Annotated in this window: 9 protein-coding genes, 1 tRNA gene and 1 pseudogene; 7 read left to right on the forward strand and 4 right to left on the reverse strand. The window is 71.6% G+C overall.

Features of this window, described 5'->3' with window-relative positions:
- The first annotated feature begins 180 nt into the window (after positions 1–180).
- Entirely contained in the window at positions 181–708 is a 528-nt protein-coding gene (locus F4554_RS02785) for a hypothetical protein (protein WP_179785914.1), read from the forward strand.
- A 16-nt stretch (positions 709–724) separates the two neighbouring features.
- Here the strand turns inward: F4554_RS02785 and F4554_RS02790 are convergent, their stop codons facing one another.
- On the reverse strand, positions 725–2,260 hold the full coding sequence (locus F4554_RS02790; protein ID WP_238341196.1) for an LCP family protein: 1,536 nt from the start codon (positions 2,258–2,260) through the stop codon (positions 725–727).
- A 477-nt stretch (positions 2,261–2,737) separates the two neighbouring features.
- On the opposite strand from F4554_RS02790, the gene F4554_RS02795 reads away from it, so the two are divergent.
- From F4554_RS02795 to F4554_RS33925, 3 genes and pseudogenes are all read left to right on the forward strand, one after another.
- Positions 2,738–2,828: transfer RNA gene (locus F4554_RS02795), tRNA-Ser, on the forward strand.
- Between the two features lie 197 nt (positions 2,829–3,025).
- Positions 3,026–4,252: a hypothetical protein gene (locus tag F4554_RS02800; RefSeq protein WP_179785915.1), complete on the forward strand. Its 1,227-nt coding sequence runs from the start codon at positions 3,026–3,028 to the stop codon at positions 4,250–4,252.
- 582 nt (positions 4,253–4,834) lie between these two features.
- A pseudogene (locus F4554_RS33925) lies at positions 4,835–4,990 on the forward strand (DapH/DapD/GlmU-related protein); the annotation flags it as partial.
- A gap of 1,156 nt (positions 4,991–6,146) precedes the next feature.
- On the opposite strand, the gene F4554_RS02810 reads toward F4554_RS33925, so the two are convergent.
- The 3 genes from F4554_RS02810 to F4554_RS02820 all read right to left on the reverse strand — a co-directional run bounded on the left by F4554_RS02810 (position 6,147) and on the right by F4554_RS02820 (position 10,975).
- Positions 6,147–8,003, reverse strand: a complete 1,857-nt coding sequence (locus F4554_RS02810) for a phosphoenolpyruvate carboxykinase (GTP) (RefSeq protein ID WP_179785917.1) — start codon at positions 8,001–8,003, stop codon at positions 6,147–6,149.
- A 227-nt stretch (positions 8,004–8,230) separates the two neighbouring features.
- A complete protein-coding gene (locus tag F4554_RS02815) occupies positions 8,231–9,127 on the reverse strand; it encodes a TIGR03621 family F420-dependent LLM class oxidoreductase (protein ID WP_179785918.1) in 897 nt (298 codons plus the stop codon).
- 126 nt (positions 9,128–9,253) lie between these two features.
- Positions 9,254–10,975 carry an FAD-binding oxidoreductase gene (locus tag F4554_RS02820; protein ID WP_202889118.1) on the reverse strand — a complete coding sequence of 574 codons (1,722 nt, stop codon included), beginning with the start codon at positions 10,973–10,975 and terminating at the stop codon, positions 9,254–9,256.
- A gap of 58 nt (positions 10,976–11,033) precedes the next feature.
- Between F4554_RS02820 and F4554_RS02825 the strand changes: the two genes are divergently transcribed.
- The 3 genes from F4554_RS02825 to F4554_RS02835 all read left to right on the forward strand — a co-directional run bounded on the left by F4554_RS02825 (position 11,034) and on the right by F4554_RS02835 (position 15,217).
- Positions 11,034–13,088, forward strand: coding sequence for a TRAP transporter permease (locus F4554_RS02825; protein WP_337795847.1), 2,055 nt, complete (start codon positions 11,034–11,036; stop codon positions 13,086–13,088).
- Entirely contained in the window at positions 13,085–14,110 is a 1,026-nt protein-coding gene (locus F4554_RS02830; RefSeq protein WP_179785920.1) for a TAXI family TRAP transporter solute-binding subunit, read from the forward strand. The genes F4554_RS02825 and F4554_RS02830 overlap by 4 nt, the downstream gene beginning before the upstream one ends.
- A gap of 93 nt (positions 14,111–14,203) precedes the next feature.
- Positions 14,204–15,217, forward strand: a complete 1,014-nt coding sequence (locus tag F4554_RS02835; protein WP_202889119.1) for a DUF5914 domain-containing protein — start codon at positions 14,204–14,206, stop codon at positions 15,215–15,217.
- Positions 15,218–15,237 lie beyond the last annotated feature (20 nt).

The following is a 15,237-nucleotide window of genomic DNA, read 5'->3' on the forward strand; positions in this document are numbered from 1 at the left end:
CGCGGGCGGACCTCTCGATGACAGCAGACGCAGAGGTCGCACCTGTCTTGATCAACTTCGTCGAAGATAGCTGAGCCGAAGGGCGATGTCCCGTGCCACAGGGGAGGCGACCCGCTCGAACAGAATGCCGGGCCGGACGCCTGACGATGCCGCGGTGGCGGCGTGACAGACTCCGGTGTCATGTCCGCCCCGCAGACCCCGCCGACCCCGCACGGCTCGCAAAGCTCGCATGGCTCGAACTCCTCGGTCAGCTACCGCCTGCGCCCGGCGCTGGGCGTCCGCATGCTCGGCATGGCCTGCGTCTGGCTCGCCCTGGTCGTGGTGCTCGAGGCGCTCCGCCGGGGCGTACCCGCGATCGACGGCACTCTCGTCGTGGCGCTGGAGTGGATCTTCTTCGCGGTCTTCGTGATCGTCGTGGCGCTGGCCGCCTGGTCACGGCTCAGCGGGCGGTCGGGCCTGGTGCTGTCCGACGAGGGGTTCGTCAACCGGACCAACTGGCGTCGCGACAGCGTGCGGTCGGCGCGCTGGTCGGAGGTCGCCGACGTACGGCGGTCCGACGGTGCGGCCGGTCCGGTGTTCGTCGTCGCACTGGCCGACGGCCGGCGCAGCCTGATCGCCACCCGGCTGCTGGACGTCCCGGTCGGTTCGCTGGAGCAGCAGTTGCAGAGCCGGCTGAACACCGCGCACGGCTACCGCCCGTTCAACTGACCGGCTACTGAACCGGCTACTGGACCGGGCGGTACGCGCAGGCGTCGGCGAGGGAGTCGGCCGGTGCGTTCGGGTTCGGAGTGGCATTGCCGGTGGGCGTGGGCTTGGGCTTCGCCGTCTTGTTGGGGTTGTCCTTGGGGATCGCCGGCTTCTTGGTCGGCGGCGCCTTCTCGCTGGCCGCGACCGCGGTGCTCACCCGCTTGCGGATCAGCTTGTAGTTGGGGTTCCACGGCTTGATGATCTTGTTGGTGAACGCGATGCTCTTGACGTCGCCGCCCTTCACCTTCATCGACAGGTCGACGAACGCCGGGAGCAGTGAGCTCGGGATGTCGGTGAGCACGATGTGCTTCGACGTCTTGGCGATCGCTTCGTACCTCGTGAGGACCGTGCCCGGGTTGGCCTGGTCGATGATCGCCTTCATCGCGCAGCGCTGGCGCAGCATCCGCTGGTAGTCGTCGGCGCCGTAGCGGCCGCGGGCGAACCACAGTGCGTGGTAGCCGTCCAGGTGCTGGTTGGGGCCCGGGTGGAGGTAGCCCGACGGCTTGATGCCCTCGTCGGTCGCACCGCCGATGGCCACTCGCTCGTTGATGTTGACGGTGATCCCGCCGAGGGCGTTGACCAGTTGCTCGAAGCCCTGCAGGTTGATCAGGACGTAGTAGTCGAGCTTGAGGCCGAGCGCCTGGCCCACGGCCAGCTTGGTGGCGTCGGCGCCGGGGTTGTCGCTGACGAGCAGGCCCGGGTGCTGGGCCGGGACATTGCGGTAGATCGAGTTGATCATCCACTCCAGCTGGTCGCCCGGCCCGGCGTAGACGCCGCCCTTGTAGGCCTTGGCCAGGGACGAGCCCGGCGGGAACGGCACCTTCTCCAGGTTGCGCGGCAGGCTGAACAGCACGGTGTTGCCGGTGCGGGTGTCGATGCTCGCGACCTGGATGCTGTCCGGCCGGATGCCGGACCGGTCCTTGCCGCCGTCGCCGCCGAGCAGGAGGACGTTGACGCGGTCCTGGCCGGCCCACGGGTCGGCCGCGGTGACGTTCTTGGGGCGGGTGGCGCTGCGGCTGTGGGAGCCGGCGAAGACGTCCTGGACCACTCCGCGCTGCACCTGTGCGTAGCGGCCACCGACGGCGAGCGGGGTGAGCACGACCAGCACCAGCAGGGTGACGAGCGCCGAACCGCCGATGCGCTGCAACGGGCTGACGTTCAAAGGCCGCAGCGAACGGTAGGTGAGGACGATCACCACCATCCACGCGAGGCCGATCACCGGCAGCACGATCCCGATCAGCCGGAGGGTGTCGGGCTGGACCAGCCAGTGCAGGATCGACCGCCGCTGGGTGAGGCCGATCCAGGCGGTGACCGCGAGGACGGCCACGGCGACGGCCAGCACCGCCGCTCCGAGCCGGCGGCGGCCGGCGGCCAGCAGGCCGAGACCCGGCACGAGCGCGCCGGCCACTGTCAGGAGGAGGGCGCTGGTGAACGACATCGGCCGACGGCGTCGCCGGTCGGTCACCGGCGGCTTCGACGACGTTCCGTGGTCGTCCTTTACCAGCTCAGACATGGACCGTATTCAATCCCACTCGGACCCCCGTCCAGGACCGCCCTCGGGAGCGGACGTGCTGGCTCTCACCCTGGCACGACGTGCGAGCAGGGCTTGGAGTTGCACTCGCGGGTGCAATATCCGGTTCGCTCTCGTCGCGAGGTCTGCCGAGCTCCACGTGCGGCTCCTGTTGGTCGTTCGGTCCTGCTGTCGCCCCACAGGCGCTGCAGACCCGCCCGGGCGACGAACGTTTCCCGGGGGTTCGGACGGGTTCGTGACAGGTTGATGCCCGTTTTCGGTACGTTTTCTCCGGTTCGGCCCGCGCAATCGGCCGGTTTCCCGGCATTGGCGACGCGCGTCCCGGATCAGCGCACGGTACGCCACCACCCTGAGATTGGCCATCTGACCTCGCGGTTCGTGGCTAGTGGCAGGTCGCTTTGCCCGGCTCCGCCCCGGCCCGCTACCCTGATCCGGCGTCCTGGCTTTGCCAGGACGAGGGGAGGCGTCGCCTAGTCCGGTCTATGGCGCCCGCCTGCTAAGCGGGTTGAGGGTTCATCCCCTCTCGCGGGTTCAAATCCCGCCGCCTCCGCCCTCATTTCGGCAAAACGCCCTCGGCGAGCGCCGGGCCGTACCCCACCTGAGTGGGGCGGCCCGGCCCAGCCGACCCGATCGACCACTCCTCACCGCAGCGGTCCCGTCACCTGTGGTTTTTCCCGCGTCCGGATCCGGACGCGGGAAGTACCTCAGGTAGATCGTCCTTGTACGTGGCATTACGTTGCCTTTGCCATGACAGATGAACTCGCCTTGACGTCCGATCCGCCCGCTGACGACTGGAGAGTGCCGACCGGCACCCGGTTGCTGCACATCGGACCGCACAAGACGGGGACGACCGCCGTCCAGGCGGCACTGTTCGAGATTCGCGACCAGCTGGCCGAGCGGGGCATCTACTACCCGAGCTACGACCGGCACCCCATGCATGCTGTGCTCGCCGTGACCGGCCGGCACTCGATGATGGGTGACGACCCGCCGAAGGGGCGGCACTGGGATCGGCTGCTCGCCGAGGTGACGGCGGCCGACGACCAGACCGGCGTGATCAGCAGCGAGTTCTTCTCCGAGGCCGCCCCGGACGCCATCGCCCGCATCGTCGAGGACCTCGGCGGGGAGCGGGTGCACGTCGTCGTGACGCTCCGGCCGCTGGTCAAGATCCTTCCCTCGCAGTGGCAGCAGTACGTGCAGAACGGCCAGCGGACGACCTACGAGAACTGGCTGCACCACATGCTGCGGGTTCCGCCGTACGAGCAGCCGAACCCCAGCTTCTGGCGCCGGCACCGGCACGATCGGCTGATCGAGCGGTGGGTCGACGTGGTCGGGCGGGACAGGGTGACCGTGGTCGTGGTCGACGACTCACACCGCGACATGGTGTTGCGGGTGTTCGAGTCGCTGCTCGGTCTGCCGGACGGAACGCTGCCGGCGGTGCAGGTGGCGACCAACCGGTCGCTCAGCCTCGGCGAGATCGAGATGGTCCGGCGCTTCAACGTCGAGTTCCGCAGCCAGGACGAGCTGCCGGACAACTTCTACTCCAGGCTGGTGCGGTACGGCGCGATCCAGCGGATGAAGCAGGCCCGCAGGCCGGGGCCGGACGAGCCGAGGGTGACGACCCCGCGGTGGGCGCAGGAACAAGCGGTCGAGATCGGCCAGGAGATCGCGAACTGGGTCGCGGGCTCCGGGGTCCGCGTCATCGGCGATCTGGAGCTCCTGCACCAGCAGTTGCCCGAGGCCGCCGAGAACGCGACCTCCGAGGCCACGGTGGACCCGGAGGCGGCGGCGCAGGCGCTCTTCGGCGCGATCGCCGCCATTCCGACCCTCAACGGCAACGGCAACGGCAACGGCGGATCGCCCGCTCCGCCGGCGCCGAAGCCGGAGAAGGTCGGCGTGCCGGTCCACAAGGTTCGCTCCGCAGAACTGGTCAGGATCCTGGCCCGCCGCGCCCGCAGGCGCTTCCTCCGCCGGTAGGACACGTCCTGGCGCTGCGGGGTCTGCCCTGATCCGTAGGGCAGGGCCCGGTCGGCCGGTTCCTGAAGCGCGCGTTGTCCCGACCGGCCGGGTGCTCCAGACTGGGAGCTTGGAGAGCGTTTTCCCGAGGGGGAGCTGATGACCGACGGCGGTGTGCCGGTGCCCGAGACCCATCCCGAGACCCACGCGGAGACGTACTACGACTTCGGCTCGCCCTGGTCGTTCCACCGCGACGCGACCGAGCCCGAACGCAAGGCGCAACAGGAGTGGCAGAACGAACTCGCAGGCCGCGGCGACGTGGAGTTCGGCCCCGACGTGTTCGTCTCGGCCCGCGCCCACGTCTATCCCGAGCGGCTGCGCATGGGCGCGAAGTCCTACATCGGCGGGCACGCCGTGGTGAAGGTCGACGTCCTGGAGATGGGCGCGGAGTGCACGCTCAACCCCTACTCCGTGGTGCGCGGCCAGGTGCGAATGGGCGACCAGGTGCGGATCGGCGCGCACACCTCGCTGCTCGGCTTCAACCACTCGACGGCGCCGGACCGGCCGGTGTGCAAGCAGCCGACGACGTCCCGGGGCATCACCATCGGCAACGACGTGTGGATCGGTTCCCACGTGGTCGTACTGGACGGCGTGCACGTCGGTGACCACGCGGTGCTCGGCGCCGGTGCGGTGGTGACCAAGGACGTGCCGGCGTGGGCGATCGTCGGCGGCAACCCCGCGCGGCAGATCCGGGACCGCCGGCAGACCGGGCGGGCCGGCGGCGACCTGGCCACGCGGCTGACGGCGTTCGCCGACCGGGCCCGCGAACAGGCCGAGGCGGTGCTGGCCCGCTGCTGGCGGCCGGCGCCGGACGCGGGTGACGATGCCGGCGAGGGTGTCGTCCACGGCGGCCGGTTCCTGGACCGCCCCGGCGCCGTACCCACCGTGCGGGCCTGGTGCGACGCGGTGGAGATCGCCGACCTGCTGCTCGGCACGACTCCGCCGCACCTGCCCGGCGAGGAGATCGCCGCGCACCTGCGGGGGCGCCAGGACGCCGGGACCGGGCTCGTTCCGGAGTACGCGACACCAGGACAGCCGCATGAGCAACCCAGCCTTGACAACGGTGCGAGCTACCACATCCTCTCCGTGGGGTACGCACTCGAACTGCTGGGTACGTCGTTCCCGCAGCCGATCCGGGCGGTCTCGGACCTGCCGGGGCCGGAGCTGGTCGCCCGGCTGGCGGCGCTGCCCTGGGACACCCGCGGCTGGTCGGCCGGCTCCTGGGTGGACGGCGTGGGCACCGCTCTGCACCGCAACCTGGTCGACTTCGGCGTCACCGGGCCGGCCGAGCCGCTGTTCGGCTGGCTGCTCACCAACGCCGACCCGTTCACCGGCATGTGGAGCGCGCCGGACCCGAACGGCCGGTGGCTGCAGCCGGTGAACGGCTTCTACCGGCTCACCCGCGGCACCTACGCGCAGTTCGGTCTGCCGCTGCCCTATCCGGAGCAGGCGCTGGACACCGTGCTCACCCACAGCCGGGACGCGGCGTACTTCGCCGACGACCGGGGCAACGCCTGCAACGTGCTGGACGTGATCCACCCGCTGTGGCTCGTCGGGAAGCAGACCCGGCTGCGCCGCAACGAGGGCGAGCAGTGGGCCCGCTGGCAGCTGGAGCGGGCCCTCACCCGGTGGCGTGACGGCGCGGGCTTCTCCTTCGCCCTGGAGGACGACCGCGGGCCGGACCGCGACCGAACGCCCGGCCTCCAGGGCACGGAGATGTGGCTGGCGGTGATCTGGCTGCTCGCCGACTATCTCGGCGAGAGCGGTGCGCTCGGCTACCGCCCGCGCGGCGTGCACCGGCCGGAGCCGGCGTCGTCGCTGCGGGGCGTCACCGCTGCCACCGCTGCCGCCGGTGTCACCGCTCCCCGAGCCGGTGCCTGAGGCCGTCGAGCTCGCCCCACAGCGCGGCCGGCACGGTGTCGCCGATGGTCTCGAACCACTCGGCGATGCCGGGCACCTCGGCCCGCCACTCCTCCCCGTCGACCCGCACCAGCTCCTCGACCGAGTCGTCGTCGATCGACAGGCCGGACAGGTCCAGTGAGCCCGGTGCGGGCACGTACCCGATCGGCGTCTCCCGGGCGTCCGCGCGACCCTCGATGCGGTCGATGGCCCACTTCAGGACGCGGCCGTTCTCGCCGAACCCGGGCCACAGGAACGAGCCGTCCTCGTCGCGGCGGAACCAGTTGACGTAGAAGATCTGCGGCAGCCTGGCGGCGTCGTGGTGCTTGCCGATGTTGATCCAGTGGTCGAAGTAGTCACCGGCGTTGTAGCCCATGAACGGCAGCATCGCCATCGGGTCCCGGCGTACGACACCGACCTTGCCCTCCGCCGCCGCGGTCTGCTCCGAGGACAGCGTGGCCGCCAGGAACACCCCGTGCGTCCAGTCGCGTGCCTGGGTGACCAGCGGCACCGTGGTCGCCCGCCGGCCGCCGAAGAACAACGCGGAGATGGGTACGCCGCGCGGGTCGTCGAACTCGGGCGCCACGATCGGGCACTGCGGCAGCGGGGTGCAGAACCTGCTGTTGGGGTGGGCGGACGGCTCGTCGCTGTCCGGGGTCCAGTCGCGGCCCTTCCAGTCGGTGAGGTGTACGGGCGGCTGGTCGCTGTAGCCCTCCCACCAGACGTCGCCCTCGTCGGTGAACGCGACGTTGGTGAACAACGAGTTGCCGCGCTCGATGGTGCGCATGGCGTTCGGGTTGGTCTTCCAGCCGGTGCCCGGTGCCACGCCGAACAGGCCGTACTCCGGGTTCTGCGCGTACAGCCTTCCGTCCGGACCGAACCGCATCCAGGCGATGTCGTCGCCCAGTGTCTCCACCTTCCAGCCCGGCAGGGTCGGCTCGAGCATGGCGAGGTTGGTCTTCCCACACGCGCTCGGGAACGCCGCGGCGATGTAGTGGACGTGCTGCTCGGGCGAGGTGAGCTTGAGGATCAGCATGTGCTCGGCCAGCCAGCCCTCGTCGCGGGCGATGGCGCTGGCGATCCGCAGCGAGTAGCACTTCTTGCCCAGCAGGGAGTTGCCGCCGTAGCCGGAGCCGTACGACCAGATCTCGCGGGTCTCGGGGAAGTGCGAGATGTACTTCGTGTCGTCGCACGGCCAGGGCACGTCCTGCTCGCCCGGCTCCAGCGGCGCGCCCACCGAGTGCAGGCAGGGCACGAAGTCTCCGTCGGAACCGAGACCGTCAAGGACGGCTTGCCCCATCCGGGTCATGATCCGCATCGACACCGCGACGTACGCCGAGTCGGTGATCTCCACGCCGTACAACGGGTTCTCGGCGTCGAGCGGGCCCATGCAGAACGGCACGACGTACATCGTCCGGCCACGCATGCTGCCGCGGTACAGCTCGGTCATCGTGTCCTTCATCTGCCGCGGGGCCATCCAGTTGTTGGTGGGGCCCGCGTCGGCCTCGCGCCGGGAGCAGATGAACGTGCGTTTCTCCACCCGGGCGACGTCGCTGGGGTCGGTACGCGCCCAGAAGGAGTTCGGCTTCTTCGCCGGGTTCAGGCGGACCAGCGTGCCGGCCTCGACGAGCTGGTCGGTGAGCCGCTCCCACTCCTCGTCCGAACCGTCGCACCAGTAGATCTGGTCCGGTTCGCACAGGTGGGCGACGTCTTCGACCCAGGCGCGCAGACGGGCATGGCTGGTGGGGATTCCGGCGGGGGTGTCGCCGGTGGCGTGCAGCACCCTGCCGGTAGGCGTAGTGGTGGTGGACATGCGGTCACGGTAGGGGCGGGCGCGCGGCCGCGGACGGGATCGGGAAGGTGCTCGGGACAACGGGAAAGGGCTGTCCTACCGGTTCTTGCGTACGCGCTGCAAGGCCTTGCCGGAAGCCGGCCCGGTTCGTCATGATCAGCCGCAAGTCGGCGTGACCGGTCCGGACCAGCCCATACCTACGTCGGAGCTTCGCCGTTCACGAGGGTTGTGCAGAATCCCAACGGATCTCACCGACCCGCGAGGGCTTCCACCACCGGCGCGAGTTGGTCCATGAACGCCCCGTTCACGGTGATGTAGGAGATCCCGAGCGCGTCCCGGCGCCGGCGGAGGGTGTCGGCCATCTCCGCGGGCGTACCGCTGAGGATCGCCGCCGACCCCGACCGGACCAGCTCGGCCGGGTCCGCGCCAAGCTGGCCGGCCAGCCAGCCGGGCAGTTCGGAGCCGATCGCGGCGAGGTTGTAGGCGATCTCCAGCCTGTCGAACCGGTCGCCGGCGACGTCGCGGAGCTCGCCCACCTTGGCGGCGAGGTCGTACTCCGTGCCGGTCGGCGCCACCCCGAGCGCCACGATGTCGGCCTCGCGGGCGGCGAGCGTGAGCAGCCGCCGCCCGGCGCCGGCCACCAGGATCGGCGGGCCGGGCTGCTGCACCGCCCTCATCTCCGGCCCGCGTGCCGCCTGGCCGCCGGTGGGCGAGCCGGCGTCGGCGGCGCTCTTGGCCAGCGCCTCCTTCACCGTCCGGATCGTCTCCGAGAGCCGGCCGATCCGCTCGCCCGGCGTGCCCCACGGCAGACCCAGCCGGGCAGCGTCGGCCTCGCCTCCGGGCCGCCCGGCCCCGAGCCCGAGCTCGAACCGGCCGCCGCTCACCAGGTCCAGGCTCACCGTCTCGTGCGCGACCGCCGCGGGAGTGCGCAGGGGAGCGTTGAGGACGAACGTTCCGAGGCGCAGCGTGGACGTGGCGGCCGCGGCGGCACCCAGCGCGACCCACGGGGACAGCGTCCACAGCGTGTCCGGCACCAGCAGGCTGTCGTAGCCGAGGTTCTCGGCGCGCCGGGCGGTCTCCGCCCAGGTGGGTCCGGTGGCGGCGAGCCCGGCGACGATGCCGAAGCGGAACGGTCGGTCGGCCATCAGATGACTCCTTCTCGCGGTGGCGGGTAGGGCTGCGTCCCAGCATGGCCGGGCGAGGGAGTCCGTCGCGTCCGCTCGATGGGGTGATTTCGGGTACGGCGGACGGCGTGCGGGCGCGCGGTGTGCCTACTCCTCCGGGCGTACGCCGTCCCGCCCGCTCGGCGGCTCGCCGGGCGGCTGGACCAGCACACCCGGGTTGAGGATTCCCGCCGGGTCCAGCGCGGCCTTCACCGCCGCCAGCACCCGCGCGCCGACCGGTCCGATCTCACCCTCGAGGTAGGGCGCGTGCGTACGCCCGACCGCGTGGTGGTGGGTGATCGTGCCGCCGGCGGACCGGATCGCCTCGCTCGCGGCCGCCTTGGCGTCCGCCCACTGCGCGACCGCGGCGGCCGGGTCGGCCAGCCTGCGGGCGAGGACGGTGAAGTACAGCGAGGCGCCGGTGGGATAGATGTGCGACACGTGCGCGAACACCAGCGGCGGAGTGCCGCACCCGGCGACGCTGGTCGCGAGCGCCGTACTCACCGCGGCGTACAGACCGGTCAGATCCGCCCAGTCGGTCGCGGTCTCCACCGTCTCCACCAGCGCGCCCGCGTCCAGCAGGACGTCCCGCTGGTGCGGTCCGGCGAACCGGTGCCGACGCCACGCCTGTCCGGCCCGGGCGCCGACCCGGATGGCGTCGTGCGCCCGCAGCACGGGGAGTACGGCCGACCGCGCCTCGGAGGTCGTTCCGGCCGCGCCCTCCCAGCCCAGGACGCAGACGGCCGGGGTGCGACCGGCCCGGGTCCGGACGTACACCGCCAGGGCCCGCCCGGCCGCTCCCTGCGTGGCGAGGGTGGTCCGGGTCTCCTCCTCGTCGGACAGGCGTACGACGTCCGGCGGCCGGGAGCAATCCTGCGCGAACGCCCGCACCGCCGCCAGGCCCTGTTCGAACGACGGGAACACCCACATCTCGTACCTGTGCTCGACCGGCCGGGGCCGCACCCGCAGGGTGACCTCGGTGACCACGCCGAACGCGCCCTCGGATCCGACGAACACCGCCCGCAGGTCCGGCCCGGCGGCGTTCGGCGTTCCTGTGCCGGCCCGCACCTCGCCGACCGGCGTGGCCAGCCGCAGTGCGACCACCAGTTCGTCCAGCCGGCCGTACCCGGTGGAGGCCTGGCCGGCCGAGCGGGTCGCGACGTAGCCGCCCAGCGTCGCGCGGGCGAAGCTCTGCGGCACGTGGCCGAGGGTGAGGCCGTACGGCGCGAGCAGCGCCTCCGCGCGCGGGCCGGTGACACCGGGCTGGAACGTCGCGGTACGCGAGACCTCGTCCACGGCGACCAGCGCGTCCATCCGGGCCAGGTCCAGCGTCACCACGGCGCGCCGCGGCGGCCCGCCGGGTACGGATCCGCCGACCCCGCCGACCGGCTCGACCCCGCCGACCACGCTGGTGCCGCCGCCGTACGGCACGACCGCGAACCCGTGCTCGCCCGCGACCGCCAGCACGGCGGCCACCTCGTCGTGGCTGCCCGGCGACACCACCGCGTCGGGTACGGCGACCTCGTGCCCGGCGCGCCGGCGTACCAGATCGAGGTAGGACTGCCCGCCCGCGTGCGCCAGCCGGGCCGGCGCGTCCAGGTCGACGTGCGCGGTGCCGACGGCGGACCGCAGCGCGTCGGCGGCGGCGGGCGGCAGCGCGCTCGGCGGCACCGGTATGTCCGACACCGGCACCGCCGGGCTCGGGGTCAGCCCACCGAGACGGCGTACCAGCCACACTGGGACCTTGCTCGACGGCACCGCCGTGTCCTCGGGGTCCGCCCACCGGGCGAACGGCCGGGGACCGAGACCTGCATGCGCAAGCTCGTCCATGGGGAGAGCGTGACATATGGCAGAGGGTGATCACCCGGCGTCGACCAGATCCTCCACCGTGTCCACCGGTGCAGAGCCGGCCGCCGCGGAGGAGCAGCCCGACGTCGAGCGCATCATCGCCGAGCACGACGAGGAACGCCCCGCCCGCCGGTTGTCCGGCCGGGTCGCGCTGGTGGTCACCGTAATGTGCGCGGTGGTCAGCGTGTTCGTGTTGTACGTCGTCTTCTTCCCGCTGGCCCGGGGAACGCAGTACTACCTCGTGCTCTTCCTCGCCGCGATCCTGCCGCTGACGTTCGTGTCGTACCGGCCGAGACCGAAGCCCCCCACAGACGCGGACGGCGCCGATGCGTCCGACAACCCCGGCGTGCTCGACTGGGCGCTCGCGGCCCTCTCCCTGGCGGTCACGCTCTACCCGCTGCTGGACTTCGACGGCTTCCTCGAACGCCGGCAGGTGCCCACGACCCTCGACCTGGTTGCCGGGCTGCTGCTCACCCTGCTGGTGCTGGAGGCGTGCCGGCGTACGACCGGATGGTGGCTGCCGGCGATCTGCCTGGCGTTCTTCGCCTACGCCTACTACGGCGGCTACCTGCCCGCCGACTGGTCGCTGGCCCACGTGGGCTTCAACATCGACGAGATCGTGCCGCAGCTCTACATGGGGACCAGCGGCTTCTTCGGCACGCCGCTCAACGTGGCCGCGACCTACATCGTGCTGTTCACCATCTACGGCGCGGTGCTGGACATGTCGGGGGCGGGGAAGTTCTTCATCGACCTGTCGTTCGCGGCGTTCCAGGGCAGGAAGGGGAGGCAGTCGCCGAACGCGCCGGGTCGTACGGTCACGCTCGCGGGCTTCCTGCTCGGCACCGTCTCCGGGTCAGGTACGGCGACCGCGGTCAGCCTGGGTTCGGTGTCGTGGCCGATCCTGCGCCGCGCGGGTTACGGGCGCGAACAGGGCGGCGGGGTGCTGGCGGCGGCCGGCATCGGGGCGATCCTGTCCCCGCCGACGCTGGGTGCCGCGGCGTTCATCATCGCCGAACTCCTGCGCACCAGTTATCTCACCGTGCTGGTGTACGCGATCGTCCCCACGCTGCTCTACTACGTCGGGATCATCCTGGCGATCGAGATCGACGCCCGCCGGCACGGTGCCCGCCCGGTCGACATCCCGGCCGGGTCGGCGCGCAGGCTGCTGCTGCGGTTCGGCTACCACTTCGCGTCGCTGTTCCTGATCGTGGCGTTCATGGCGGCCGACATTCCGCCGTTCCGTGCCGTTGTCTACGCCACGATCCTGCAGTTCCTGTTCTCGTTCCTCGACCCCGCGCACCGGATGGGGCCGCGGCGGCTGCTGGAGGCGCTGGCCGCCGGCACCCGCAGCGTGCTTCCGGTGGCGGCGGTGTGCGCGGCGGCCGGCATCATCGTCGCGGTCGTCACCCTCACCGGGCTCGGCCTCAACCTGGCCGGGATCATCATCGACGCCGCGCAGGTCGTCGGCGACCACCCGACGCTGGTGCTGGTGCTGACCGCGGTGTTCGCGGCGGTCGCGGTCGCGGTGCTCGGCCTCGCCGTACCCGTCACGGCGTCGTTCATCATCGCGTCGGTCATCATCACCCCGGCGCTGGTCGAGTTGGGCGTGAGCCGGCCCGAGGCGTACATGTTCGTCTTCTACTACGCGGTGCTGTCCGAGGTCAGCCCGCCGACCGCGCTGGCCGCCGTCGCCGCCGCCGCGATCACCGGCGGCAACCCGATCCGGACGATGTGGGCTACCTGGCGGTACGCGCTGCCGGCGTTCCTGGTGCCGTTTGCGTTCGTGCTCACCGACAACGGCTCGGCCCTGCTGGCACAGGGACCGCTGCTCGGCATCCTCGCGGCCACCGCCGTGTCGGTGGTCGCCGTCGCGGCACTCGCCGCGGCCACCGGCGGCTGGATCGTCGGGCCGGCCAACGCGCCGGAACGGGTTCTTGCCTTCGCCGCCGCACTCCTGCTTCTCTACCTGGAACCGCTCACCGCCGGGATCGGCGGCACGCTGATCGGCGTCGCCGTCGTCCTCCATCTGCTCCGGCGCCGCCTGCGTGGCAGGCCTGACGCGCCGGTGCCGGACACGCAAGGGAGCACCACATGACCAGGTCCACTCGCCGGTCCACACGGATGTCGGTCCGGATCGCGGTGGCGTTGCTCGCGGGCGTGCTCGCGCTGGCCGGCTGCGGCGGCAAGCGAAACGACGCCGGCAGCGACGACGCCGGCAGCGGCAAGGGCAAGAGCTCCGGTGGCCGCCTCACCATCGCCACCGGCAACACCACCGGCGTCTACTACCAGCTCGGCGGCGGCCTGGCCCGGCTGATCGGCCAGGACATCGACGGCTACAAGGCCACCGCCAGCGAGACCGGCGCGTCGGTGCAGAACATCCAGGGCATCGTGGCCGGCACCTACGACGTCGCGTTCTCCCTCGCCGACACCGCCGACGACGCGGTGGAGGGCAAGGGGGCTTTCAAGACCAAGCAGCCGGTCGAGGCGCTGACCCGGCTCTACCCCAACTACACCCACGTGCTGGTACGCACCGGCTCGGGGATCGACTCGATCGCGGACATGAAGGGCAAGCGCATCTCCACCGGTTCGCCGAACTCCGGCACCGAGGTGATCGCCCAGCGCCTGCTCCGCGCCGCGGGACTCGATCCATCCAAGGACGTCAAGGCGCAGCGGCTCGGCCTGCCGGAGACCCAGGACGGCATGAAGGACGGCACGGTGGACGGGATGTTCTGGTCCGGTGGCCTGCCCACCGGAGGCATCACCGACCTCACCACGTCCCTGCGGGGCAAGGTGAAGTTCCTCGACCTGTCCGGGGAGCTGCCGAAGCTGCAGCAGGAGTACGGCCAGATCTACGAGGCCGGCGCACTCCCGAAGGCGACGTACGACCAGCCCGCGGACGTGCCCACCATCGTGGTACCCAACGTGCTGGTGGTGAAGAAGGGCTTCGACCCCGACCTCGCGGGCAAGCTGGTCAAGCTGGTCTTCGACCGCAAGGCGGACTTGGCGAAGGTCAACCCGGCCGCCAACGACATCTCGCTGGACACCGCCCGCAAGACCGACCCGATCCCGCTGAACTCCGGTGCGGACAAGGCCCTGAGCGATCTCGGCGCGAAGTAGGGAACCCGGCGCGAAGCAGGGCAGGCCAACCACCAGGCCCGCGAGCGGTTAGCGTGGAGGCGGTATCACACGCGACGCGGGCGAGGTGGGCAGATGGCCGGGCGGTTGACCGAACGGGTCGCGGGCAAGATCCCGTTGCGGCGGATGGCCGCGACCCGGTGGGCGGAGCAGACGCCGACCTGGGAGAGCGCCCGCCCCGGACTGATCGATGCCGCCCTCAAACGCGCGCAGGCACGGCCGTCCGGCAACTGGTTCGTGCTCGCGAGCAGCGCGGAGATCCGTGCCGACAAGCCGTTCGGGCGTACGGTCGCCGGGGTCGAGTTGGTCGCCTGGCGTACTCCGGACGGTGCTCCGCACGCGGGCCCCGGTGCCTGCCCGCACCTCGGCGCGCCGCTGTGTCAAGCGGCTGTTGACGGGGGCAGGCTGATCTGCCGCTGGCACGGACTCGGCCTTGGCCCACAGGGCTTTCCCGGCTGGGATCCCTACCCCGTCCACGACGACGGCGTGCTGTGCTGGGTCCGGCTGGACGGCCCGGGCGGGGAGGAGCCGCTGCCCGCGCCGGTGCTGCCCGCGCGGCCGGACGTACCCGTGAGCATCGACGCGGTGACCACCATGGTCGGCCGGTGCGAACCCGCAGACGTCGTGGCCAACCGGCTCGACCCGTGGCACGGCGCGTGGTTCCACCCGTACTCCTTCGCACATCTGAAGGTGCTGGACGCCCCGCGCGATCCCGCGCCTGAGGACGACAACCTCGTGGTGGAGGTGACCTTCCGGGTCGCCGGCCGGGTCGGCGTGCCCGTGCGGGTGGCGTTCAGCTGCCCCGAACCGCGCACCGTCGTCATGCACATCCTCGACGGGGAGGGCGCGACCAGCGTGGTGGAGACCCACGCCACTCCGCTCGGACCGGACGAGCGGGGCCGGCCGCTGACCGCGGTCATCGAGGCGACGATCGCCTACTCGGGACGGCCCGGGTTCGTCCTGGCCCGGCGGGTCGCGCCGGCGGTACGGCCGCTGATGCGGGTCGCCGCCCGCCGACTGTGGAAGGACGACCTCGCCTACGCCGAACGCCGGTACGAGCTGCGCAGCACCGGCCGATTCCCCGGCTGACGCCGGACGCGCAGGGGCGA

Origin of the sequence: Actinopolymorpha rutila (assembly GCF_013407855.1) — a bacterium.
GTDB lineage: Bacteria > Actinomycetota > Actinomycetes > Propionibacteriales > Actinopolymorphaceae > Actinopolymorpha > Actinopolymorpha rutila.